The 22,448-nt window shown below is 58.7% G+C and carries 28 protein-coding genes; 21 read left to right on the top strand and 7 right to left on the bottom strand.

Annotated elements, in window-relative coordinates; genetic code table 11:
• Positions 1-869: 869 nt before the first annotated feature.
• The 4 genes from yidD to cobO form a co-directional block, all read right to left on the bottom strand.
• Positions 870-1,076, bottom strand: coding sequence for a membrane protein insertion efficiency factor YidD (gene yidD / locus AAY24_RS19715; protein WP_418064573.1), 207 nt, complete (start codon positions 1,074-1,076; stop codon positions 870-872).
• Positions 1,076-1,318, bottom strand: coding sequence for a DUF4177 domain-containing protein (locus AAY24_RS16790; protein WP_046860649.1), 243 nt, complete (start codon positions 1,316-1,318; stop codon positions 1,076-1,078). Before AAY24_RS16790 ends, yidD begins: the two co-directional genes overlap by 1 nt.
• Positions 1,319-1,429: 111 nt before the next feature.
• Entirely contained in the window at positions 1,430-2,032 is a 603-nt protein-coding gene (locus tag AAY24_RS18665) for a hypothetical protein (RefSeq protein WP_052761295.1), read from the bottom strand.
• Between the two features lie 649 nt (positions 2,033-2,681).
• Complete coding sequence (gene cobO / locus AAY24_RS16800; RefSeq protein ID WP_046861419.1) at positions 2,682-3,218, bottom strand: cob(I)yrinic acid a,c-diamide adenosyltransferase; 537 nt, start codon at positions 3,216-3,218, stop codon at positions 2,682-2,684.
• A gap of 227 nt (positions 3,219-3,445) precedes the next feature.
• Here cobO and AAY24_RS16805 point away from each other — a divergent pair, with 227 nt between their 5' ends.
• From AAY24_RS16805 to acuI, 9 genes are all read left to right on the top strand, one after another.
• Positions 3,446-3,736, top strand: a complete 291-nt coding sequence (locus tag AAY24_RS16805; protein ID WP_199930421.1) for a hypothetical protein — start codon at positions 3,446-3,448, stop codon at positions 3,734-3,736.
• Complete coding sequence (locus AAY24_RS16810; protein ID WP_046860650.1) at positions 3,736-4,866, top strand: ABC transporter permease; 1,131 nt, start codon at positions 3,736-3,738, stop codon at positions 4,864-4,866. Before AAY24_RS16805 ends, AAY24_RS16810 begins: the two co-directional genes overlap by 1 nt.
• Before the next feature lie 7 nt (positions 4,867-4,873).
• Positions 4,874-5,551 (top strand): ABC transporter ATP-binding protein, encoded by a 678-nt coding sequence (locus tag AAY24_RS16815; protein ID WP_199930422.1) that lies wholly within the window; start codon positions 4,874-4,876, stop codon positions 5,549-5,551.
• A 2-nt stretch (positions 5,552-5,553) separates the two neighbouring features.
• The gene (locus tag AAY24_RS19330) at positions 5,554-6,561 is read left to right on the top strand and encodes a hypothetical protein (RefSeq protein ID WP_046860651.1); all 1,008 of its coding nucleotides are present in this window, start codon (positions 5,554-5,556) and stop codon (positions 6,559-6,561) included.
• Entirely contained in the window at positions 6,558-7,049 is a 492-nt protein-coding gene (locus AAY24_RS19335; protein WP_046861422.1) for a TlpA family protein disulfide reductase, read from the top strand. The genes AAY24_RS19330 and AAY24_RS19335 overlap by 4 nt, the downstream gene beginning before the upstream one ends.
• Before the next feature lie 85 nt (positions 7,050-7,134).
• A complete protein-coding gene (locus tag AAY24_RS16830) occupies positions 7,135-7,818 on the top strand; it encodes a nitrous oxide reductase accessory protein NosL (RefSeq protein WP_052761297.1) in 684 nt (227 codons plus the stop codon).
• Between the two features lie 75 nt (positions 7,819-7,893).
• Positions 7,894-8,391: a nitrous oxide reductase accessory protein NosL gene (locus AAY24_RS16835; RefSeq protein WP_234422199.1), complete on the top strand. Its 498-nt coding sequence runs from the start codon at positions 7,894-7,896 to the stop codon at positions 8,389-8,391.
• A 166-nt stretch (positions 8,392-8,557) separates the two neighbouring features.
• Positions 8,558-9,193 (top strand): acrylate utilization transcriptional regulator AcuR, encoded by a 636-nt coding sequence (gene acuR, locus AAY24_RS16840; protein WP_082117202.1) that lies wholly within the window; start codon positions 8,558-8,560, stop codon positions 9,191-9,193.
• Between the two features lie 54 nt (positions 9,194-9,247).
• Positions 9,248-10,234 (top strand): acrylyl-CoA reductase (NADPH), encoded by a 987-nt coding sequence (acuI, locus tag AAY24_RS16845; protein ID WP_046860652.1) that lies wholly within the window; start codon positions 9,248-9,250, stop codon positions 10,232-10,234.
• 44 nt (positions 10,235-10,278) lie between these two features.
• On the opposite strand, the gene AAY24_RS16850 is transcribed toward acuI, so the two are convergent.
• On the bottom strand, positions 10,279-10,530 hold the full coding sequence (locus tag AAY24_RS16850; RefSeq protein WP_046860653.1) for a DUF2798 domain-containing protein: 252 nt from the start codon (positions 10,528-10,530) through the stop codon (positions 10,279-10,281).
• Positions 10,531-10,661: 131 nt separating this feature from the next.
• Positions 10,662-11,210, bottom strand: coding sequence for a carboxymuconolactone decarboxylase family protein (locus tag AAY24_RS16855; RefSeq protein WP_046860654.1), 549 nt, complete (start codon positions 11,208-11,210; stop codon positions 10,662-10,664).
• A gap of 170 nt (positions 11,211-11,380) precedes the next feature.
• Between AAY24_RS16855 and AAY24_RS16860 the strand changes: the two genes are divergently transcribed.
• On the top strand, positions 11,381-11,962 hold the full coding sequence (locus tag AAY24_RS16860; protein ID WP_046860655.1) for a TetR/AcrR family transcriptional regulator: 582 nt from the start codon (positions 11,381-11,383) through the stop codon (positions 11,960-11,962).
• 24 nt (positions 11,963-11,986) lie between these two features.
• Complete coding sequence (locus AAY24_RS16865) at positions 11,987-12,727, top strand: class I SAM-dependent methyltransferase (protein WP_199930423.1); 741 nt, start codon at positions 11,987-11,989, stop codon at positions 12,725-12,727.
• Between the two features lie 195 nt (positions 12,728-12,922).
• Here AAY24_RS16865 and AAY24_RS16870 read toward each other — a convergent pair whose 3' ends face one another.
• A complete protein-coding gene (locus AAY24_RS16870; protein ID WP_234422200.1) occupies positions 12,923-13,705 on the bottom strand; it encodes a type IV pili methyl-accepting chemotaxis transducer N-terminal domain-containing protein in 783 nt (260 codons plus the stop codon).
• Between the two features lie 466 nt (positions 13,706-14,171).
• Here AAY24_RS16870 and glyA point away from each other — a divergent pair, with 466 nt between their 5' ends.
• The 10 genes from glyA (at position 14,172) to AAY24_RS16920 (ending at position 22,254) form a co-directional block, all read left to right on the top strand.
• Positions 14,172-15,425 (top strand): serine hydroxymethyltransferase, encoded by a 1,254-nt coding sequence (gene glyA / locus AAY24_RS16875; RefSeq protein ID WP_046860658.1) that lies wholly within the window; start codon positions 14,172-14,174, stop codon positions 15,423-15,425.
• Positions 15,426-15,475: 50 nt separating this feature from the next.
• A complete protein-coding gene (gene nrdR / locus AAY24_RS16880; protein WP_046860659.1) occupies positions 15,476-15,991 on the top strand; it encodes a transcriptional regulator NrdR in 516 nt (171 codons plus the stop codon).
• The gene (gene ribD, locus AAY24_RS16885; RefSeq protein WP_234422201.1) at positions 15,966-17,114 is read left to right on the top strand and encodes a bifunctional diaminohydroxyphosphoribosylaminopyrimidine deaminase/5-amino-6-(5-phosphoribosylamino)uracil reductase RibD; all 1,149 of its coding nucleotides are present in this window, start codon (positions 15,966-15,968) and stop codon (positions 17,112-17,114) included. The genes nrdR and ribD overlap by 26 nt, the downstream gene beginning before the upstream one ends.
• 3 nt (positions 17,115-17,117) lie before the next feature.
• Positions 17,118-17,783, top strand: coding sequence for a riboflavin synthase (locus AAY24_RS16890; protein ID WP_046860661.1), 666 nt, complete (start codon positions 17,118-17,120; stop codon positions 17,781-17,783).
• 159 nt (positions 17,784-17,942) lie between these two features.
• Positions 17,943-19,055 carry a bifunctional 3,4-dihydroxy-2-butanone-4-phosphate synthase/GTP cyclohydrolase II gene (gene ribBA / locus AAY24_RS16895; RefSeq protein WP_046860662.1) on the top strand — a complete coding sequence of 371 codons (1,113 nt, stop codon included), beginning with the start codon at positions 17,943-17,945 and terminating at the stop codon, positions 19,053-19,055.
• A 90-nt stretch (positions 19,056-19,145) separates the two neighbouring features.
• Positions 19,146-19,616 carry a 6,7-dimethyl-8-ribityllumazine synthase gene (gene ribH, locus AAY24_RS16900; RefSeq protein ID WP_046860663.1) on the top strand — a complete coding sequence of 157 codons (471 nt, stop codon included), beginning with the start codon at positions 19,146-19,148 and terminating at the stop codon, positions 19,614-19,616.
• Entirely contained in the window at positions 19,617-20,039 is a 423-nt protein-coding gene (gene nusB / locus AAY24_RS16905) for a transcription antitermination factor NusB (protein ID WP_046860664.1), read from the top strand.
• 40 nt (positions 20,040-20,079) lie between these two features.
• Entirely contained in the window at positions 20,080-21,084 is a 1,005-nt protein-coding gene (thiL, locus tag AAY24_RS16910; protein WP_234422202.1) for a thiamine-phosphate kinase, read from the top strand.
• A complete protein-coding gene (locus tag AAY24_RS16915) occupies positions 21,047-21,550 on the top strand; it encodes a phosphatidylglycerophosphatase A family protein (RefSeq protein WP_234422304.1) in 504 nt (167 codons plus the stop codon). The genes thiL and AAY24_RS16915 overlap by 38 nt, the downstream gene beginning before the upstream one ends.
• A gap of 35 nt (positions 21,551-21,585) precedes the next feature.
• Complete coding sequence (locus tag AAY24_RS16920; protein WP_082117204.1) at positions 21,586-22,254, top strand: retropepsin-like aspartic protease family protein; 669 nt, start codon at positions 21,586-21,588, stop codon at positions 22,252-22,254.
• The last annotated feature ends 194 nt before the right edge of the window (positions 22,255-22,448 follow it).

Consider the following 22,448-nt stretch of genomic DNA (forward strand, 5'->3'; position numbering starts at 1 on the left):
GCCGCACATTGTCGTGGTGCTGAGGATCGGTCCCACGATATCGATACCGCACCATGCCTTCGGATGTGAATGAATCGTCGTATGGGCTATTCGGTGCGGTAGTTATAGAAAGTGGTAGCTCCAAAATCCTTGGCTTGAATATTCCCTGAGGCCCAAGAAGTGGAACCCGTTCGCCACGAAACTGAATTCCTTCCCGAAGAGGACCAATCGGCAAGACATCGCCATGTCGATCTGTCAGCTCGCCGAGGAACTCGAACACTTGATTCCTGATAAGATAATCCAGATCCGACGAAATCAATGCTTCAATCTCCTACAACCGCTCGGTAGGCGCCGAACGCCTTGCTCACCGGAAAATTTGGAAATCAATGGGGTCGGAGTCATTGATTATTACAAATAAGAGCGCTGCACCAGTAGTTGACTGTTCCTTTGACAGCGTCATTGAAGCGTTCTATCTGGATTACGTCCTGCATATTTTCCAAGATCAATGACTCTGACCCCATTGAATCCGTTAACTGTTCTTTTGACAGGATCATCGAAACGTTTTACCTGAATTATGTCCCGCATAGCCGACTAGACCAATGACTCTGACCCTATTGATCCAGAGAGCTGTGCGAGCGGTGAACTGTTCTTTTGACAGGATCATCGAAGCGTTTTACCTGAATTATGTCCAGCATAGCCGACTAGACCAATGACTCTGACCCTATTGATCCTTCAGATTGCCCATCTCCATGCTTAACGATTTTTCTGACATCCTTTCGAGTCTCCGTTCTTTATTTAAAACCTAACGCCGCCAACACAGGTCAACCGACAGCGAGATACAGCCCAATGCGGTTTTTTGCATTGGGCGATTGTGCTTGGCCTTATTATATTTAGGGATAATCTACGCCACCATTTGGCTGTTTACAGCTAGTAATGCGCTTGAATGAAAGCGACCACCCTTTAATAAAACCATACTTTTTTAATGCGAGGATACTGTACTCTGAGCACGTTGGTTCATATAAGCATGAATCACGCAACCTCTGAGGCGCGATTACCCGATAAAGAAGAATCAACTTTATAGACAACCAAACCAACATTACTTTTCCTTTCGGAAAGTGATGACGTAGTAACTGCTATTTTCTGCTTTCTTGCCGCTTAGGGCATCCATGCAGCCGGGCTGAACTTGAACACCAATACTATCTACACGCTGAAACTCCCAACCTTCGGATGCGTACTTATTGACCACATTCTCTAAGTACGCGGCAGCTTCGTTTCCTTTATGGGTTTTCATTTGAACAGCGATATTTGGTGGGATTTGGACCATTTTGTATTCGAACATCAATTTATCTCCATGTGATGATGCTTAGTGAAATATAACGCCTCAATAACCGGCGCAGCTTTGCTGCGTCCGGCGCCGAAGGCGCGTAGTTAATTGACTTGTTGAGCGAATTCACGGTGCCAACTCGAATGCAGATGCTTCAATTGCACGCAGATTGCCAACCTGATATTCCTCGATATTGCTTTGATTTAGGCGATTTGCGTGGACAACGCAGTACCGTTCATAAAACTCATCGAATCCATCTTCTCTGGCTATTACATGGACATCTCTGACGTATTCGAGATAGTTTTCGATATTCGACATGTCATAGTTGCCGTTGGGCAAGCCTCTGAACGCTTGTATTTTGCTATCCCAGATTGGGAATACATTTGGGTTTATGAAATGGAGGAACTTTGACGCACCGACCATTGAATGCAAGCAATCTGCAATGTGTTGAATTGGGATGATTTCAAAACCTTCGGCTGTTGCCTCTTTAGCGGTATTGGCCGCTTGTAAGGCAGCCGGCAAATGTGCGCTGTCTATTCTCAACACTCTTGGCATCCAGCCATACACCATTAGTGCCAACTGCTTGAACTGTGCCGCTTGAATTTCAGTTTCCTGACCAAGCGCGATAATATCTGGATACGTTGATAGATACGTGTGGCTACGAAGTTCGGTAACCACAGGATTATTTTGAATAAGAGCTATTGCTGGTTGAATGTCTTGTAGTCGCATGAACCACCGTTCCTTTTTACGCTTAACAGAAGATTCTGCGTCTTCCTTGCTCGTGTAAGTGAATATTGCAGCACGCACGCACGAATAATCGAATATTGCGACTTAATGTTTTGTCTCGATTTTGCATCTTCTGGGCAAGGAGCGACGAGCCCCGATGCCTCAAGGCTGATGACACCGAATCCGCTGATCTGAATGAAAAGTTTGTACCCGGTCTGCGCAATCCGTTTTTCTTTTTATATAAATCGCCGGGCCAATCTTTCGCCGGGAAAATTGGGAGACCTGGATAGTCCTTGGTGATGCTATCCATTGCTAACTGATTTTTAGAGATGTGCCTTGTTGTCATCGTTTTCGTGGCTGACATCTGCTAGTCGGGTTTGCGGTTAAGTAATTACTTGTTACCCGCTTATTTATTGTAATTATCGACCTTTAGAGCCCCGCCTATCTGCCAAAATTCGGCGGCTTATCCCCGGGCAGGTCGCTATAGATCATCCAAGACTATCAAATAAACGGTCGCTAATGAACCCGTTTCCAGGGAATTAATAGGCCTCCGGGCAGAGTGGGGCCGATCTGGCAGGTCGATCTTCCTGGGTGGGCGGCCCTGCCCGTCGTCATTACCCCGGTGGCGGGCCGACGCAGCGCCCATCCAGCCCTAGAACTCCACCCCCTGTTGCGCCTTGATGCCCTGGCTGTAGGCGTGTTTGACCATCTTCATCTCGGTGACCGTATCCGCCACTTCGATCACCGCTTCCTGGGCGTTGCGGCCAGTCAGGATCAGGTGCATCCAGGCCGGTTTCTGTTCCCGGATAAAGTCGGCGATCTCCGCGCCGCTGATCCAGCCGTAACCGCAGCAGTAGTTGATCTCGTCCAGTACCACCAGGTCGTAATCCTGGGTCAGGATCTTCTGCTTGCTGAACTCCCAGATCTCCCGGCTGGTCTTGCGGTCCTGTTCCGGGTTCTGGGTGTCCCAGGTGAAGCCATCGCCCAGGCTGTGCCATTCGATGTTGTCGAATTTTTCCGCCGCCTGGGCCTCGCCGGTTTTCCACTTGCCCTTGATGTACTGGATCACCAGCACCTTGAAGCCCGATCCCGCCGCCCGGAAGGCGACGCCGAAGGCGCTGGAGGATTTGCCTTTGCCATCGCCGGTGTGGACCAGGGTGATGCCCTGGCGTTTGTCTCGCTGTTTCATGGTCGCTCTCTCTTGTTGGATGATCTGGCCACCGGTAGCCGGCGGATCAAAATGTGTGAAATAACCCATCAGGGCGGGTGAAATGGGCGAAATAACCCGCTTTAAACCGCGCTGGCCATCGTGGTGCGTGGAATGGAAAGCTGTTGATGGTTATCAATGTGTCAGGTCCGTTGCAACCAGTAGATTAGCCCCGTCATCCATCCTAGCGTCTGGTGAAGTTCCGGTTTATGCGTAAGTCAGATCGTCTGTTTTTACTCTATGTGCTGTTGTCCGGGCTGTTTCTCTGGTCCCTGCTGGATAGCGCCAGATCGCCCGAAGATCAAATTGTCAGAATCGAGCAGACCCGGCAACTGGTCGGCGAACTGGGCCTGACCGATCCGGCCCTGTTTACCGAGGCCCGCTATACCCGGCATCTTTCCCAGGCCGATCTGCACTCCGCCTTTCAGGACCACCCGATGGCGCTGGAGCATTTTCCCAGCGGCTCGCTACTGTTGCCACCCCAAAGGAGTCTGCCGTAATGGCATGGTTACGTCGCCAGCGTTATCTGATCGACTTCATTCTCTCATCCCTGCTGCGCCGCAAGGGCAAGAATTTTGGCCTGCTGCTGGTCTACACCCTGGTGGTCTTCATGCTGGCCTCGGTGATGCTGTTCACCCATGCGCTGAAGCAGGAGGTGGGCAACGTGCTGCAGTCGTCACCGGAGATCATTCTGCAGCGCATCGTGGCGGGGCGCCACGCCCTGATGCCGGAAGCCTATCTGGAGAAGATCGGCCGTTTGCGGGGAGTGACCGAACGCAAGGGCCGCCTGTGGGGTTACTTTTATGACGCCACGGTGAAGGCTAACTACACCCTGATGGTGTCCGAAGAACGGCAACTGGCGGATACCGAGGTGATTGTTGGCAGCGCCATTGCCCGGGCCCGGGGTATCGGGCCGGGCGACTACATCACCTTTCGCTCACAGGACGGTGAGGCCTACAGCTTCCAGATCCGCTCCCTGCTGGATACCGACACCGAGCTGTTCAGTGCCGACCTGGTGCTGATGTCCGAGCGCGCCTTTCGGGTCACCCAGGGCATGACTGAAGGGGGCTTCACCGACATCGTGTTGTCGGTGAGGAACGAGCGTGAGTTGCCGAAAATCGCGGAAAAACTGACCCAGCGCCTGCCCGATACCCGGCCGATTCTGAAGCAGGAGATCCTGCGCACCTACGATGCCATCTTCGCCTGGCGCCAGGGGATTCTGTTTGTGCTGCTGGCCGGAGCGGTGATGGCGTTTGTGATCTTTGCCTGGGACAAGGCGTCCGGTCTGAGCGCCGAAGAGAAGCGGGAGATCGGCATCCTCAAGGCGATCGGCTGGGAGACCGGCGACGTGTTGCAGATGAAGTTCTGGGAGGGGGCGATTCTCTCCCTCACGGCCTTCCTGGTTGGCTATCTGCTGGCCTATCTGCATGTGTTCTATGCCAATGCCAGCCTGTTTGAGCCGGTGCTGAAGGGGTGGGCGGTGCTCTATCCGGCGTTCCGGCTGACACCAGTGGTGGATGGCCTGCAGATCGCCACCCTGTTCTTCTTTACCGTGTTCCCCTACGTGGTGGCGACCATTATCCCGATCTGGCAGGCCTCGGTAACTGATCCCGACGCGGTGATGAGGTGACGACCCCGTGCAAATAAAACTGGACGATGTACACAAGGTATTCAACCAGGGGCGGCCCAACGCCCACGCCGCTATCCGTGGCGTCAGCCTGACCATCGAACCCAACCAGGTGACCTGTCTCAAGGGGGCCAGCGGTTCGGGCAAGAGCACGCTGCTGTCGATGATCGGCTGCCTCTCCCGTCCCACTTCGGGACGTATTCACCTGGGGGATCGCATGCTCTCCAGCCTGCCGGAGCGGTTTCTGACCGATATCCGGCGCCACACCTTCGGGTTTATTTTTCAGCAGTTCAACCTGATCAGTGGCCTGTCGGTGCTGGAGAACATCATGCTGCCCGCCTATCCGCTGGCCCCGGAGTACAAGACGTTGAAGCAGACCGCCCATGGGCTGTTGGGCCGGTTTGACCTGGAGCACAAGGCGCAGAACCCGGTGCAGTGGCTCTCCGGTGGCGAGGCGCAGCGGGTCGCCATCTGTCGTGCCCTGATCAACGATCCGCAGATCCTGATTGCCGATGAACCCACCGCCAACCTGGATACCCGGCTCTCCCACGCCTTCATGGGGCAGATCCGCCAACTGCGGGAGATCGGCAAGACGATTCTGATCACCAGCCACGACCCGGTGGTGTTCGAGTCGCCGGTGGTGGATCGGGTGATCGAACTGTGTGACGGCCAGGTGGTCGGGGGCTGACGGTGCTGCTCAATCCCGCCATCATGGCCCTGATCCTGGTCTCCTTCGTGGTGCTGCTGATGCTGCTGATCGCGGCCGGTTTCGCCATCCAGCTGCTGCGCCACTGGGATATGAGCAGCGGTAGTGAGCGACAACTGCGCCTGGAGCGGCGCACCTACCTGATCTCCACCCTGCTGGCCTGGGCGTTCTCCGCCGAACTGGTCTCCCTGCTGCTCTATGTGTACAACGCCGAATCGATGTCCGGCCAGTTTGTCGGCGCCATGTGCGCTATCGGGGTGCTGAATGTCAACGAGTGGGGTTGGCCGACCCTGTTTCTGAAGATGGGCATCTTTTTCAGCGGGGCCGCCTGGTTGATCCTCAATGCGTTGGACAACCGGGGCTACGACTATCCCTTGATACGGATTAAATACTGGCTGCTGCTGTTACTGGTGCCCCTGGTGGCAGCCGAGACCTGGTTGCAACTGCTCTATTTTCTGGATCTGCAACCGGACATCATCACCTCCTGTTGTGGCTCCCTGTTCTCCGCCGACGAGAGTGGCGTGGCGGGCGATATGTCAGCGGTTTCGCCCAGCCTGGCCATGTGGGGCCTGTATATCTCCGGGGCGCTGGTGCTGCTGATCGGGCTGTTTTTCCACCGCACCGGCAAGGGCGGTCTGCTGTTTGGCCTGTTCGCCATCGCGGCCTTTGTGATCGCACTGGTGGCAATTGTTTCGGTGATCTCCCCCTATATCTATGCCCACCCCGAGCATCACTGCCCGTTCTGCATTCTCAAGTCCGGCCATGGGTTTGCCGGCTACCTGCTCTACATCCCCCTGTTTGCCGCCACCGCCTGGGCGCTGGGGGTGGCGGTGGTGTCGCCCTGGCGGCACGTCGCGAGCCTGCGGGAGGCGGTGGCGACCGGCGGAAACCGGCTGGTGCGCCGCTCCCTGGTGATGTTTTTTCTCTTCTACCTGGCGTGCGCCCTGTATGTCTACAACTCGGAACTGGTGATGCAGGGGGTGTGGTGGTGAGACGCTGGTTATGGAGCTGGTTACTGCCGCTGCTGTTGCTGACCGCTTGTGATTCGGCTCAGGCACCCCTGACGATTGGTCAGCCGGTACCGGCGGTGCAACTGGAGCGCTTTGCCGGCGGGCAGTTGCAGTTTCCCGATGCCTACCAGGGGCGGGTGGTACTGATCCATTTCTGGGCCGATTGGTGCGCGCTCTGCCGGGATGAACTGCAGGAGTCGGAACCGCTCCACCGGCGCTATCACGATCAGGGACTGGCAGTGCTGGCCATCAACATGCAGCAGAGTCGTGACACGGTGGCCGACTATCTGTCCCGCCTGGCGATCAGCTATCCGGTGCTGCTGGATGGGGAGGGGGAGATGGCGCAACGTTACGGCGTCTCGGCCCTGCCCCTGGTCTATCTGCTGGATCGGCAGGGCCGGCTGCACACCCGCATGCTGGGTGGCGCATCGGCAACCCAGCTGGAGCAGATCGTGAAACAGTTGCTGTAACCCTATTTCAAGCCGGTCCGATCTGCGGTAGAGGTCCGGTGTCGTCTGATTACACCGCAGAGTGTCATTGATTGGGAGAGACGTTATGAGTGAAGCAAAGACAATGGATCGACGTGGCATGCTGAAGATGCTGGCCGTGGCAGGACTCGGCAGTCTGGCGGGCCCGGTCGTGGCAGGTCCCGGCGCGGGTGCCATGGTGCCCGGCAAGGGCTGGGTGAAGGCTTCCGGTGAGTCCTGCCAGGGCGACGGTACACCGCTGCAGTTTATTCCGAAAACGGCACCGGATGGCAATCCGCTGGAGAACGAGCTGGAGAAGTATCCGGTCTGTCCCTACTGCGGCATGAACCGCACCAAGTGGAACCACAGCCGCCATCTGGTGCAGTATGACGATGACCTGGTGGACGGCACCTGTTCCATCCACTGTCTGGCGATCAGCCTGTCGTTGAATCTGGATCGTGGACCCAAGGCGATCTATGCGCCAGATTTCTCCTCCGCAGAGAAGATCAAGCCCCTGGTGAAGGTGGACGAGGCGACCTACCTGGTCGGCTCCAAGCTGAAGGGGACCATGACCGCCAACAGCAAGATGGCGTTTGCATCAGAGGCGGCGGCCAAGGCGGCCCAGGCGGAGCAGGGCGGTAAACTGGCCTCCTTCGACGAGGCGCTGGAGGCGGTCTATCTGGACATGGCGAAAGACACCATGATGATCCGCAAACGGCGCGCCGAGATGGTCAAGAAGATGCAGAAAATGAAGATGAAAAAGAGCAGTTAATAACGGCTTGAAGCGGTGGGTCAGCCTGGACTGGCCAACCGCTTTGGCTCAGGTTTTACGGAGGATGGGAAAGCTGTGACTCTGATAAGAAAATACGCTGTGGCGTTGTGCCTGTCGTTCGGTCTGGTGGCGGGCGCGGTGTCGGAGCCGGTCGATCTGCCGGCACCGAAGGATGATGATACCTGCCCGGTGTGCGGCATGTTTGTCGCCAAGTATCCCGCTTGGGTGGCGACAGTGCGATACAAGGATGGCCATCTGCACCATTTTGATGGGGCCAAGGATCTGTTCAAGTACCTGCTGGATCTGCCGCGCTGGGCACCTGGTCATCAGCGGGAGAATATCCAAACCATCGGTGTGACCGAGTATTACACCCTGACCCGCATCGACGCCCAGCAGGCCTGGTACGTGATCGGTTCCGACGTGCTTGGCCCCATGGGGCACGAGTTGATCCCCCTGGAGACCCCGGAAGATGCCGAGGAGTTCATGCAGGATCACCAGGGTGTGCGCATACTACGTGCAGACGAGGTGTCACTGGATCTGCTAGAGAAGCTGGACCGGGGTGAATTCGAATAGCTAACGGCCACGCTAAAGGCCGCCCTCCTGTCCCCCAGGGCGGCACTGCCACGATGCCGTCATGCGCTAGGGTGGGTAGTATCGGGATGGCTGTCGGCGACTGCCCATAGAGTAAAATCCGAGCGGAAGATTGAATTAACTATACGATCGGTCTATTATTCGTCCCATGACCACAGGGACCCCTGCTAAGAGAGGTCGAGGGCGGCCCCGAAAACAGATCGATGGCCGGCACGAGACCCGTGCCGCATTGCTGCGCACCGGGGTCGAAATACTGACCGAAAAGGGTTTTGCCGCCACCGGAATCGAACAGATTCTGCGTCGTGTCGGAGTGCCCAAAGGCTCCTTTTATTACTATTTCGACAGCAAGGAGGCCTTCGGCCTGGAGCTGATCGACAGCTATGCCCATTACTTTGCACGCAAGTTGGATAGGTGGCTGCTGGACGAGTCAGTCCCGGCGCTGGCGCGCATCGCCAATTTTGTTGCCGATGCCCGTGCCGGCATGGAGCGGCATGGATTTCGTCGCGGTTGCGTAATCGGCAACCTGGGACAGGAGATGGGCGCGCTCCCCGAGGTGTATCGGACACGCCTGCAAGCGGTCTTCGCCGACTGGGAGTCGCGCCTGGCTCGCTGCCTGGAAGATGCGCGTAACGAGGGGACAATCGCCGCAACCGCCGATTGCGTGGGTTTGGCCCGGTTTTTCTGGATCGGCTGGGAGGGGGCGGTACTGCGTGCGAAGCTGGAGCTCAGTGCGACGCCGCTGGAGATTTTTGCCGATGGATTTTTTGCCAGCCTGGAGCGGTAAATTTTTTTCGCTATTTAATAGACAAACGGTCTAAAATTATTGGAGAGGCATGATATGTTTAAAGGCATACTGATTGAGAAGGACGATGATGCGGGTTATCGCGCGGCACTGAAGGAGATCGACGAGGCCGTTTTGCATGACGGCGATGTCACCATTCGGGTGGCCTACTCAACCCTGAATTACAAGGATGGATTGGCAATCACCGGCAAGGGGCCGGTGGTGCGGCGCTTTCCGATGATTCCGGGAATCGACCTGGTCGGTACGGTTGAACAGAGCGACAGCCCGGATTACCAGGTTGGGGAAACCGTGGTCCATACGGGCTGGGGCGTGGGCGAGGTGCACCCCGGTGGGCTGGCCGAGAAGGCACGCCTGAAAAGTGACTGGTTGGTACCGCTGCCCGAGGCGTTCACTCCCCGGCAGGCGATGGCGATCGGCACAGCCGGCTTTACCGCCATGTTGTGTGTGATGGCCCTTGAGCGTCATGGGGTGACCCCGGACGATGGTGAGATACTGGTTACCGGTGCGGCGGGCGGTGTGGGTGGTGTGGCTGTATCCCTGCTTGCCAGGCTGGGTTACACCGTTGTGGGCGTCAGTGGTCGTCCGGAAGAGAGTGATTACATCAAGAGTCTTGGTGCGTCCGAGGTGCTGGATCGGGCCGACTTCACATCCCCTGCCAAACCGATCGCCAGGGAGCGCTGGGCCGGTGCCATTGATGTTGTCGGCAGTCATACCCTGGCCAACGTCTGCTCCATGATGAAATACCGCGGTGTGGTTGCCGCCTGTGGTCTCGCCGGAGGCATGGATTTTCCCGCGACGGTGGCGCCGTTCATTCTGCGTGGCGTGACGCTGGCGGGTATCGACAGCGTGATGTGTCCCCGGCCGGAGCGGCTTGCAGCCTGGCAGCGACTGGCGCGTGATCTGGATGCCTCCAAGCTGGAGATGCTGAGCAGTGAAATCGATCTCAGCGAGGCGATATCGGTGGCTGCCGACCTGCTGGAGGGCAAGGTACGGGGACGGGTTTTGGTCGATGTGAGTCGCTGACAGCTGTTGATGCAGGACCACCGGTGCTGTCCGCTGGTGGTGGCCTAGCCGGAACCTGCGCGCAGCCGTACCAGTTTCGGCCATAGTAGATTGCGCAGTACCCAGGCGAGCGGCAGGGCGAACGGATAGAGACTCAACCAACGTGCCAGAAATCCTTCCCCAATACCGGTGGTGAGCGCGGTGATGGTCGACGAAACCAGCGCCGATACCAGGGCGGCAACCAGGATCGAGCGGATCAGGGTTTTCCGGGTGACGCGGCCATCTTTGGGCGGGTCGGTTTCGGGTTCGCTGTTCATGATGATCTGAACCAGGTTTCCCCTGAAATGGTTAAGTCGACCGGACCGCCAGGCGTAGCGTGTGGATATTTTTACCGGGGTGACAGGGCTGGCTGGAAAACGGTCCCGTTTCCCGGCCAGCCGTTGGCGCTTTAACTCTGCCAGGCAAACTCGTTGAACACTTCATCGACCGGGGTTCTGGCGATACGGTTCACATAGTTGCTGATCACCTTCTGTGACAGTCCCAGGATGATTTCCAGTAACTGACGTTTGTTGTAACCAGCCGCGTAAAACACGGATAACTCGTCATCGGTCAGACGGCCACGACTGCGTACCATGGCCAGGGTGGTGTCGTGCAGTACCTGCAGTTTCGCTGTGGGCATGGCACCGCCGGTGCGCAGCGCTTCGGTCAGGGCCGGATCCACTTTCATCCTGTTGGCGATGGCGGTATGGGCCGGAACACAGTAGTGGCACTCATGCTCCACGTTGATGGTTTGCCAGACGACCGTCAGTTCGTCCTTATCGAAGGAGGAGTCCATGAACAGCTGGTGCAGGTGACGATAACCCTCCAGCAGGCCGGGTGCCTCCGCCATGACGCCGTGCAGATTGGCAATCATGCCGGTGGTTTTGAGGGCATCTTCCAGCATCGGCTGGCTCTCAGCCGGGGCGGAATCCACGTTATGGATGGTGAAGTTTCTCATGATCTCTCCTGATCAATGGGTTAAGTAGTCTGTTTTAGGATTAGGCGTGGGTGCAGCTAAACCTTGAATTAGAATTGAACGTTCGTTCAATTCCGCTATCCTACCTGGACTGGAACAGTCGTTCAAGTTAAAATTGAACAAATGTTCAAGTTGGTCTTCGAGGTGCCTTTATGACCAAAGCTATCAAGCACGACCGCCAGGCAGCGATACAAAAAGCCACCTACCTGTTCTGGGAAAAGGGTTTTCACGCCACCTCCATGCGTAATCTGCATGATGTGACCGATATGCACCCGGGCAGTATCTACGCCAGCTTTGGCAGTAAGGAGGGGCTGTTCAAGGCCTCCCTGCACTGTTACGCCGATGCCAGTCGGCAGCTGTTGGCAAGCTGTGTGGAAGAGTCCTCGTCACCGCTGGAAGCCTTGAAAACCTTCGTGAATCGGGTGGTGGTGGAGTATCGTGAATCCTCCCCCAGCGGTATGTGCATGCTGGTCAAAACTGTTGCGGAGCTGACCGAGGAGAACGCCGAACTGCTGGCCGAGGCGAAACAGCTACTGAGTCAGGTTGAAGATCTGTTTGCGGATCTGCTGGCCCAGGCCCAGGCCTGCGGCGAGATCGACCCGTCCCGGGATCCGCGCCGCCTGGCCCGTGTTTTACAGATGCAACTGATGGGACTGCGCGCCTATACCCGGGCCAATGACAATATGGAACAGGTAAATGAGCTGATCGGTGATGTTTTCGCCGGTCTGCATTAAACCACAGGGCTGTCAGGTGACCCTGTGCCGACCCCAATGCCGGGCATGGCGGAAGCTGTCATGACGCTTGATCTCTACTCCGGCGCCATGGACTGGGAGCGAGTCTACCGCACCTTCCACGATCCCGCCCGGGTGGCGGTTGAAATAGACCGGGCGCTGTGTGGCGGGAACGGGCCGGTCATCTTTGCCGGTTTTCAGGAGACCGCGTCCCATTTGGCTGATGCCTATCCGGTCACTTTCATCGACTATTCGCCGGCTATTACCGCCCACGCCCGGCAACAGTACCCCGATCTGGAGGCGGTATTGACGGGGGACGTCACCCGGCTGGTCGGCACCCTTGCCCACCCCCATGTGGTCATCGCCTGTCGCCTGTCCGCCTACTGGGATTCACAGACCGATCTTGAACGGCTTGCCGATTCGCTACGTACCGCGCCCCGGGACACGGTGTTGATCGACTTTTTCGATCTCGATCAGATTGAACCGGGGCAACGCTTCCTGTTTGACGCCGCAGACGGTCGGGGGGAGTGGGAGGTTCTTGAGCTGGCGCCACCAGCCGGAAAGGAGCCCGACTTCAACCGGGTAAAGATGAGAGTCTCCTACAGATTCGATGACCATAGCTTCAGCTATGTGGGCGCCCGCTCTTTTTTTCGACAGCAGGCGATATGGCGCTGGAGTGAATCCAACTTTCCCGACTATACGCTGGCACTCGGGCCACCTTTGCTGGACCGGGATCCGGGCTTTTCACTCAGGCTGACCCGGAAATAGGAGCGTTAAGGGTTAGCTTGATGAGCGGCGCAAAGCTTCGGGGTACTTTTGGCCACAAAAGTACCCCGCCCAAGGCCGTGAGGCCGGGCGAAGTTCCCTTAGTCGATTAATCCTCTCTTCCCTGGTTAATCTGCGCGGAGTCTCACTGCCTTGGGAGCGCTGCCAGCCGGATTCGGTGACCGGCCGCTTTTTCCCTTACGGCAGGGCGGCGTACAGTGCAGTGATCTGGTTCATCTGGATCAGAATTCTGTCCAGCTGACGTGCCACCAGCCCCGGAATAAACTGGCCGTTTTCCATCTGGTCGCTGAGCTTGTACATGTTCCAGTTGAGCTCTACCTGATGCAACATCTCGTTGATCTTGGGGGTGTTCTCATTGGAATTGAACAGCTCCTGCAGCGCCTCTTCAAACTCCCGCTTGGCGGTTTTATAGTCCTGGCGGTAGACCTCATTGTCGAACTTCCAGCTCATCATCATGTAGAGGCCGCCCATGCGTTGACTCAGCATGCGCTGACGACTCGATATGTTGACCACCTGTCCCAGGTTGGTGCCGGACTGCTCGGTAAGCAACAGCACGACCTGGTGTGCCGCCGCCAGCAGCTTTTCCGACTGCTCCCGAAGCTCCTCGGCCTTCTCCCGCTGGACCGGGCCGGTGGCGATCTGCTTCACCGGCACCCATAGCTGCTCCATCAGTTCCAGGGTGCGGGTGGTTTCCGGGTCGCTGGCAAATCCTTTTAGTACCCGAAGCTGCTGCTCGAACAGCACAATGGAGCTTCGCAGATGTCTGCTCGCCAGGCGGTAGCGAACATCCTGTCCCATCTGTAAGTAAGACTTGACGATGCGTTGACTGAGCATGCGTTGTCGGCCGGCCATGTTGATCGCTTCCTCAATATCGATATTGGAAGCGGCCTGGGCAACGGGTAGCTGGCATAGCAGGATAAGCAGACCGCACATTACGGCTTGAATGCTTTTTTGGATCATGGCGCTGGTTCCCCGGTTCTCTCTACTTATATGGTTTCAAGTGTATAGTTATTACCCCGATCAGAACAAGGAATTATGATCCGAATTCTCATCGAGGTTGATCTGGTGCATCTGGTTATCACGACCCAGGTATTGCGGATATGACCCGGAAGCCGGTTCGGTGGGTCGATGCCAGGGGTTGGTTGCCCCGCTCTTGCTGCGGTTGAAACCGGCGGGTTGCGTTTTCAATCGGAGCGCCAGCCCAACTCAGCGGCATGGGGCTGCAGGCGGCATGGGTGAACATCCCCGTTTGGTCTCCCTGGTGGTGAAGTCTCCCACGGGTTAGCGTCCGATTGCTTCGCTTTATAAGCACTAATTTCTCGGAAATTGATTTTTGATCCGTTTGGCCGGTTTATCTCCACAGATATGGCGACGCTATCGCGGCTTGGTGTTAAAATACTCTATTTTCCCGGCGGAGATGGCTGTCATGTTCAGTAAAGATATGCAGATCAGTGGTTATGATGATGAGCTCTGGGAGGCGATCCAATCGGAGGAGATCCGGCAGGAGGAGCATATTGAGCTGATCGCTTCGGAAAACTACACCAGCCCACGGGTGATGCAGGCCCAGGGTAGCGTGCTGACCAACAAGTATGCCGAAGGCTATCCCGGCAAGCGCTACTATGGCGGTTGCGAGTTTGTGGATATCGCCGAGCAACTGGCCATCGACCGGGCCAAGCAGCTGTTCGGTGCCGACTACGCCAATGTCCAGCCACACTCCGGTTCCCAGGCTAACGCAGCAGTCTACATGGCCCTCTGTCAACCGGGTGACACCGTGCTTGGCATGAGCCTGGCTGACGGTGGACACCTGACCCACGGCGCCAAGCCCAACTTCTCCGGCAAAATCTATAACGCGGTCCAGTACGGCCTCGATCCCGCCACCGGCGAGATCGACTACGCCCAGGTGGAAAGTCTGGCCCGAGAGCACAAGCCGAAGATGATCGTGGCCGGTTTCTCCGCCTACTCCCGGGTGGTCGACTGGCAGCGTTTCCGCGCCATCGCCGACGAGGTGGGTGCCTATCTGTTTGTCGACATGGCCCACGTGGCCGGTCTGATCGCCGCCGGTCTCTACCCGAGCCCGGTGCAGATCGCCGATGTCACCACCACAACGACCCACAAGACCCTGCGTGGCCCCCGTGGTGGACTGATCCTGGCCAAGGCCAATCCCGAGATCGAGAAGAAGCTCAACTCGCTGGTGTTCCCCGGTACCCAGGGCGGCCCGCTGATGCACGTGATTGCCGCCAAGGCAGTGGCTTTCAAAGAGGCGATGGAGCCGGAGTTCAAGACCTATCAGCAGCAGGTGATGACCAACGCCCAGGCCATGGCCAGCGTCTTTATTGAACGCGGTTATGATGTGGTCTCCGGCGGCACTAATGACCACCTGTTCCTGGTCAGCTTCATCCAGGCCGGTCTCACCGGTAAGGATGTGGATGCCTGGCTGGGGGCGGCCAACATCACGGTCAACATGAACGCGGTGCCAAATGATCCCCAGTCCCCCTTCATCACCAGTGGCATCCGGGTTGGTACACCGGCCCTGACCACCCGCGGTATCGGTGAAGCAGAGGCGAAAGAGCTGGCCGGCTGGATGTGTGATGTGATCGACGCCCGGGGTGACCAGGCGGCTATCGACCAGGTCAAGGCCAAGGTGCTGGATCTGTGTAAGCGCCATCCCGTCTATAAGTAAGTGTACCGTCGGGGTCGGCCAGGCCGGCCCCGATCGTCAGGTTCCAGATCATGCGATGTCCTTTCTGCGGTGCCCAGGATACCAAGGTGGTGGATTCCCGGCTGTTCGGGGATGGGGACCAGGTGCGCCGTCGCCGGGAATGCGCTATCTGCAAGGAGCGCTTCACCACCTACGAAACCGCTGAACTGACCCTGCCACTGCTGATCAAGCAGGATGGCAGCCGGGTGCCGTTTGATGGTCGTAAACTGGCCTCCGGCATGTCCCGCGCCCTGGAGAAACGCCCGGTCAGTGCCGAGCAGGTGGACGAGGCGATCAGCCATATCCGCCGCAAGCTGTTGGCCTACGGTGAACGGGAAGTGCCGTCCAGGCAGATCGGCGAGTGGGTTATGGAGGAGTTGCGGGCACTGGACCAGGTGGCCTACGTGCGGTTTGCTTCGGTCTATCGCAGTTTCGAGGATGTGAACGCCTTCCGCGAAGAGATCGAGCGGTTGGAGAAACAGCTGCCACCGGATGTGCGTCGTCATCAGCTGGATCTGCTCAATGGCGACAAAGACGATGACGGCTGACGACTACCGTTACATGGCCCGGGCCATCCGCCTGGCCGAACAGGGACTCTACACCACCCACCCCAATCCCCGCGTCGGCTGTGTACTGGTGCGGGATGGCGAGATTGTGGGGGAGGGTTTCCATCGCCGAGCCGGTGAGCCCCATGCGGAACGCAATGCGCTGGCGGAGGCTGGGGAGCGGGCACGTGGTGCGACCGCCTATGTGACCCTGGAACCCTGCTGCCACCACGGCAGAACACCGCCCTGCAGCGATGGCCTGATCGAGGCCGGTGTGGCGCGGGTGGTGGTGGCCATGACCGATCCCAATCCACGGGTGGCCGGCCAGGGTATGGCCCAGCTGGAAGCGGCCGGCATCCGGGTCGAGCAGGGGCTGATGAGGGCCCAGGCGGAGGCCCTGAATCCCGGTTTTATCGTCCGGATGACCCGTGGTCGTCCCTACGTGCGCTGCAAGCTGGCCATGAGTCTGGATGGGCGCACCGCCATGGCCAGCGGTGAGAGTAAGTGGATTACCGGTCCCGAGGCCCGTCGCGATGTGCAGCGACTGCGGGCCCGCAGCGACGCCATTGTCACCGGCATCGGCACAGTGCTGGCGGATGATCCCTCCATGAATGTGCGTCTGACCGCCGCCGATCTGCCGGGGGTGGCGACCGATGCCTACCTGCTGCAACCACTGCGGGTGGTGCTGGACCCCGATCTGCAGATTTCCCCCAGCGCCCGGTTGTTGAACCTGCCGGGTGAGACGCTGATTGTGACCGCGTCCGATGACCAGGAGCGTTGCCAGGCGCTGCAGGCGGTGGGGGCTGAAGTGATCCGGTTGCCGCGGGCCGGTCTGGGGATCGACCTGGAAGCGCTTCTGATACAACTGGCGGAGCGGGGCATCAACGAGGTGTTGATCGAAACCGGCCCGACCCTGGCCGGGGCAGCGGTGGCGGCGAATCTGGTGGATGAGCTGGTGATCTATGCGGCCCCCATCCTGATGGGCGGTGATGCCCGGGGGCTGCTGCATCTGCCGGGGGTGACGGAGATGAAAGAGCGTATTGATCTGCAGATACTGGAGCTGCGCTCAGTCGGCAATGACCTGCGGGTCAGGGCGCGGCCAAAACGTATTAACCGAGATGGATAGCCCATGTTCACAGGCATAATTCAGGCGGTCGGCAGTGTAGCCGGCCGGGAACTCCGGGGCGGCGATCTGCGCCTGACGATTCGCAGCAACCAGCTGCCCCTGGCGGATGTGCAGCTGGGGGACAGCATCGCCACCAACGGTGTCTGTCTGACGGTGGTCGAGCTGACCGGTGACGGTTATGTGGCGGACGTCTCCCGTGAAACCCTGGCGCTCAGTACCCTGTCTGACCTGGCAGTGGGCAGCCGGGTCAATCTGGAGAAGGCATTGACCCTCAGCACGCCGCTGGGCGGGCATCTGGTCAGTGGTCACGTGGATGGGGTCGGTACCATTCTGGAGCGTCGGGAAGAGGCCCGTTCGATCCGCTTCCTGGTGGAGGCGCCCAAGACGCTGGCGCGCTATATTGCCCATAAGGGATCGATCTGCGTGGATGGGGCCAGCCTGACAGTGAACGGGGTGGATGGCAATCGGTTTGATCTGAACATAGTTCCCCATACCCAGCAGGAGACCATCACGGCCGATTATCGACCCGGCAGCCGGGTCAACCTGGAGGTGGATCTGCTGGCCCGCTACCTGGAGCGTCTGCTGCTGGGGGAACAGGCGGCGGAACCGGCCCAGCCGGCATCCGGCGTAACCATGGCGCTGCTGGCGGAGCGGGGTTTTCTGCGCTGACCGATTATCTGTCGCGGTGGGACGCAGTCTGCGCCTCGCCGGGTGCGGCCGGTCAATCCGGCTCCATTTATCCGGCAACTTTTTAATGGCTTGGGTGTTTCCCCCGGCTTTGTTACACTTTTCTGCTATTTTCCGGTGCTTCGAGGCACAGTAGTAACTATGGCTTTCAATACAACAGAAGAGATTATCGAGGATCTTCGTCAGGGCCGGATGGTGATCATCATGGATGACGAGGATCGCGAGAACGAAGGGGATCTGCTGATGGCCGCCGAAGCGGTGACCCCCGAAGCGATCAACTTCATGGCCCGATACGGGCGCGGCCTGATCTGTCTGACCCTGACCAAGGAGCGCTGCCAGCAACTGCGCCTGCCCCTGATGGTGGGGGTCAATGAATCCCAGTACGCCACCAACTTCACCGTTTCCATCGAGGCGGCTGAAGGGGTTACTACCGGTATCTCGGCGGCGGATCGCGCCACCACGGTGCTGGCGGCGGTGAAGGAGGATGCGGTACCCCAGGATCTGGTGCAGCCGGGGCACATCTTTCCGCTCATGGCCCAGCCGGGTGGGGTACTGGTGCGGGCCGGCCATACCGAAGCAGGCTGTGACCTCGCGCGACTGGCCGGATTCAGCGCCGCTGCCGCCATCGTGGAGATCCTCAATGAGGATGGCAGCATGGCCCGCCGGGCCGATCTGGAGCGGTTCGCCCAGGAGCACAATCTGAAGATCGGCACCATTGCGGATCTGATTCACTACCGGGTCAGTAACGAGAAGACCATCGAGCGGGTCAGCGAGTGTGTCCTGCCGACCGAGTATGGCGATTTCCGTCTGCTGGCCTACCAGGACAGTATCGACCCGGAGCTGCACCTGGCGCTGGTGATCGGCGATGTGGATACCAGCCAACCGGTGCTGGTGCGGGTGCATATGCAGAACACCCTGTGCGATCTTTTCTCCTCCAGCCATCCCGGCTGCAGCTGGCCGTTGAAAAACGCCATGAAACAGATTGCCGAGGCGGGCTCCGGGATCATCGTGGTGCTGCGTAATCATGACACCACCCGGGACATCATCCAGCGGATGCGTGATTTCCAGCATCTGGGTCAGGAGCAGAAACCCACCGCCAACGACTCCAAGCGGCACCTGCGCACCTACGGTATCGGTGCCCAGATCCTGTGTGACCTGGGAGTGCAGAAGATGCGGGTGCTGAGCGCGCCGAAAAGTCTGCACGCCATCTCCGGTTTCGACCTGGAGATTGTCGAGTACGTGGCTTGTGAGTAACGGCCCGATAACGCGCCGGCTTCCGAATACGGTTGCTCTATTGAATAATCCAATCGGGAATATTCCCGCACTATAAGGTTGTATGAAGAGATGGCTATAAAAACCATAGAGGGTTCACTGACAGTACAAAATGCACGCTTCTGCCTGGTGGTGGCGCGCTTCAACAGTTTTGTGGTGGAGAGCCTGCTGGACGGGGCGATCGATGCCCTGAAACGGCACGGTGCCGGCGACGCCGATATCACGGTGGTACGGGTGCCGGGCGCCTTCGAGATGCCCCTGGTGCTGGAGAAGCTGGCGGCCAAGGGTGGTTATGACGCCATTGTCGCCCTGGGTGCGGTGATTCGTGGCGGTACGCCCCACTTTGATTTCGTGGCCGGCGAGTGTGTCAAGGGCATGGCCCAGGTGACCCTCAAGCACCAGGTACCGATCGCCTTTGGCGTGTTGACGGTGGATACCATCGAGCAGGCCATTGAACGGGCCGGTACCAAGGCCGGTAACAAGGGAGCGGAAGCAGCCATGTCCGCTATTGAGATGGTTAACGTCCTGCGTCAGATCGACTGAATGAGCAAAAAACGAAGCCAGGCCAGGCACTATGCGGTGCAGGCCATCTACCAGTGGCAGGTCGCCGGGCAGGATATCAAGGATATTCGTAACCAGTTTGTCGCGGATCTGGAAGCGGACAGTTTTGAACTGGCCTATTTCGAGGCCCTGCTGCACGGCGTACCGGCCCATCTCGACGAGTTGGACAAACTCCTGGAGCCCTATCTGGATCGCTCCATCGAGAGTGTCGATCCGGTCGAGCGGGCTATTCTGCGTCTTGCCGCTTTCGAACTGCAGTATCAGCTTGAAGTCCCCTACAAAGTGGTCATTAACGAGTCGATCGAGCTCTCCAAGGTGTTTGGCGCCGAACAGGGCCACAAGTATGTCAATGGGGTACTGGACAAGCTGGCCCGCCAGGTGCGCAAAGGCGAGCTGAAACGGTAGTCAGCGGGTCGACGCCCTGCCATTGCCGGGCGCCCCGTGCATGCCGATTAAACACGGGGTATTGTCTAACATCATGCCGGCCTCGGAATTCCAACTGATCGAACGCTACTTCGCCCGTCTCGGCACGACCCGGGCGGATGTGGTGCTGGGTGTGGGGGATGACTGCGCCCTGTTGCAGGTGCCGGCGGACCGGCAACTGGCGGTCAGTATGGATACCCTGGTGGAGGGAATCCACTTTTTCCCCGATGTGGACCCGGAATCCCTGGGCCACAAGGCGCTGGCGGTCAATCTCAGCGACCTGGCGGCGATGGGGGCCGATCCGGCCTGGGTTACCCTGGCCCTGACGCTGCCCAAAGTGGACGAGGCCTGGCTGGCGGGATTCTGTCGCGGTTTTGCCCGCCTGGCTGCCCGTTACCAGGTGCAGTTGGTAGGGGGGGACACCACCCGCGGTCCCCTGAGTATCTCGGTTCAAGTACACGGCTTTGTGGAGCCGGGCCGGGCGTTGCGGCGTGACCAGGCCCGACCGGGTGACCAGATCTATGTCACCGGCAGCCTGGGGGATGCGGGACTGGCCTTGCTGGCCGCTGGCGGGGGTTATGACGCCGGGGAGCGACTGGCGGTTCTGCAACAGCAGCTGGATTGGCCGGAACCCCGGGTCGCGGCAAGCCAGGCACTGCGCCATCTGTGCCGCTGTGCCATTGATATCTCCGACGGATTGCTGGCCGACCTGGGGCATATCTGCGAAAAGAGCGGGCTCGGGGCCACTATCCGGCAGGCGGCCATTCCCCTTTCCGAAGCGGTGGCGGACTATGTCCATACCACCGGCGACTGGTCCATGCCGCTCGCCGCCGGGGATGATTATGAACTCTGCCTGGTCATTCCGGCCGGGCAGCAGGCCCAGGTCGAACGCATCGCCCGGACGCTGGCTGTTCCGTTGACGCTGATCGGGCAGATGGAGAGTGGCGCTGGCATCCACTGTGTCGATGCGGCAGGCAATAAGGTTGCCGATCTGCAGGGAGGGTACGACCATTTCCGCAACGCCTGACGCGCGCCCGGACTGGCGCAATCCGATCCACCTGCTCGCCTTCGGCCTCGGTTCCGGTGCGGCCCCCAAAGCGCCCGGTACCTTCGGCACCCTGGCGGCAGTGCCCCTCTATCTGCTGGTGCGGCCACTGAGCGATCTGCACTACCTGCTCCTGGTAGTGCTGCTGTTTCTGCTCGGCATCTGGCTCTGTGAACGCACCTCCCGCGATCTGGGGGTACACGACCACGGCGGCATCGTCTGGGACGAATGGGTGGGCTTTCTGATCACCCTGTGGATGGCGCCGCCCGGCTGGTACTGGCTGCTGGCCGGCTTCTGTCTGTTTCGTCTGTTCGATATTCTCAAACCCTGGCCGATCGGCTGGCTGGATCGCCGGGTCTCCGGTGGACTGGGGATCATGCTGGATGACGTGCTGGCCGGAATATTTGGTTTCGTTATCATTCAACTGGGCCGGTATCTGATAGGCTAGGAAGATAGTGCTGAATCGACGGAGTTGAACTGCCCATGACCTGCTTACCCGCCGCGCCCCGTTTATCCCTTCTGTTGCTCCTGCTGACCTGCCTCTGTTGGGCAACGCCGTCTCTGGCGGTTGAACGGGTGCGGGTGATGGCTCTGTTTGCCGACAAGGCGATGTTACAGATCGATGGAAAGCAGCGGTTGCTGAAGGCGGGCCAGCGCAGTCCCGAGGGCGTGTTGCTGGTCTCTGCCGATGCCAGGGGCGCCGTGATCGAGGTGAACGGCAAGCGGGACAAGTACGCGCTGGGTTCCCAGGTGGGAGGTCACTTTGCCAAGCGCAAGGTGGTTGAGGTGCAGATCTGGGCGGACAGCCGGGGGGCCTACAGGACCACCGGCAGCATCAATGGTCGCATGGTCGACATGCTGGTGGATACCGGTGCCACTTCCATTGCCATGAGCGAGGTGGAGGCGAAGCGCCTGGGGATCGCCTATCGTGTCAATGGGGACAAGACCGCCGTTCGCACTGCATCGGGCATCGCCCGGGCTTACGCTGTGAAGCTGGACCAGGTGCGGGTGGGTGAGCTGGTTCTGCACCAGGTTAATGCGGTGGTGGTGGAGGGTAGCAGCCCGCACCAGGTGTTGCTTGGTATGAGTTTTCTGAGCCGGGTGAAGATGGAGCACAAGGGCAATCTGATGGTCCTGCAGAGCAAGTTCTGATCGGCCCCTGTTGCACCGCCCTATCCGCCTGCTGATCTGTTCTGATACCGGACCGCTCTGCGCCGTTTGTGGCAGGCGGGAGGCCGGTCAGATGGTGACTCCAAATATGATACAGATGGACTTGCATCATGGAGTCGATTTAGATAACTTACGTTTACGTAAACGTAATCAGGTTAGTTGACGTTAACGTAAGT

Origin of the sequence: Sedimenticola thiotaurini, assembly GCF_001007875.1 — a bacterium.
Lineage (GTDB): Bacteria > Pseudomonadota > Gammaproteobacteria > Chromatiales > Chromatiaceae > Sedimenticola > Sedimenticola thiotaurini.

Coding starts and splice junctions, on each gene's coding strand:
- yidD (WP_418064573.1), bottom strand. CDS start 1,076: ATGTTGGTTTGGTTGTCTATAAAGTTGATTCTTCTTTATCGGGTAATC.
- AAY24_RS16790 (WP_046860649.1), bottom strand. CDS start 1,318: ATGTTCGAATACAAAATGGTCCAAATCCCACCAAATATCGCTGTTCAA.
- AAY24_RS18665 (WP_052761295.1), bottom strand. CDS start 2,032: ATGCGACTACAAGACATTCAACCAGCAATAGCTCTTATTCAAAATAAT.
- cobO (WP_046861419.1), bottom strand. CDS start 3,218: ATGAAACAGCGAGACAAACGCCAGGGCATCACCCTGGTCCACACCGGC.
- AAY24_RS16805 (WP_199930421.1), top strand. CDS start 3,446: ATGCGTAAGTCAGATCGTCTGTTTTTACTCTATGTGCTGTTGTCCGGG.
- AAY24_RS16810 (WP_046860650.1), top strand. CDS start 3,736: ATGGCATGGTTACGTCGCCAGCGTTATCTGATCGACTTCATTCTCTCA.
- AAY24_RS16830 (WP_052761297.1), top strand. CDS start 7,135: ATGAGTGAAGCAAAGACAATGGATCGACGTGGCATGCTGAAGATGCTG.
- acuR (WP_082117202.1), top strand. CDS start 8,558: ATGACCACAGGGACCCCTGCTAAGAGAGGTCGAGGGCGGCCCCGAAAA.
- acuI (WP_046860652.1), top strand. CDS start 9,248: ATGTTTAAAGGCATACTGATTGAGAAGGACGATGATGCGGGTTATCGC.
- AAY24_RS16850 (WP_046860653.1), bottom strand. CDS start 10,530: ATGAACAGCGAACCCGAAACCGACCCGCCCAAAGATGGCCGCGTCACC.
- AAY24_RS16855 (WP_046860654.1), bottom strand. CDS start 11,210: ATGAGAAACTTCACCATCCATAACGTGGATTCCGCCCCGGCTGAGAGC.
- AAY24_RS16860 (WP_046860655.1), top strand. CDS start 11,381: ATGACCAAAGCTATCAAGCACGACCGCCAGGCAGCGATACAAAAAGCC.
- AAY24_RS16870 (WP_234422200.1), bottom strand. CDS start 13,705: ATGATCCAAAAAAGCATTCAAGCCGTAATGTGCGGTCTGCTTATCCTG.
- glyA (WP_046860658.1), top strand. CDS start 14,172: ATGTTCAGTAAAGATATGCAGATCAGTGGTTATGATGATGAGCTCTGG.
- nrdR (WP_046860659.1), top strand. CDS start 15,476: ATGCGATGTCCTTTCTGCGGTGCCCAGGATACCAAGGTGGTGGATTCC.
- ribD (WP_234422201.1), top strand. CDS start 15,966: ATGGCGACAAAGACGATGACGGCTGACGACTACCGTTACATGGCCCGG.
- AAY24_RS16890 (WP_046860661.1), top strand. CDS start 17,118: ATGTTCACAGGCATAATTCAGGCGGTCGGCAGTGTAGCCGGCCGGGAA.
- ribBA (WP_046860662.1), top strand. CDS start 17,943: ATGGCTTTCAATACAACAGAAGAGATTATCGAGGATCTTCGTCAGGGC.
- ribH (WP_046860663.1), top strand. CDS start 19,146: ATGGCTATAAAAACCATAGAGGGTTCACTGACAGTACAAAATGCACGC.
- nusB (WP_046860664.1), top strand. CDS start 19,617: ATGAGCAAAAAACGAAGCCAGGCCAGGCACTATGCGGTGCAGGCCATC.
- thiL (WP_234422202.1), top strand. CDS start 20,080: ATGCCGATTAAACACGGGGTATTGTCTAACATCATGCCGGCCTCGGAA.
- AAY24_RS16920 (WP_082117204.1), top strand. CDS start 21,586: ATGACCTGCTTACCCGCCGCGCCCCGTTTATCCCTTCTGTTGCTCCTG.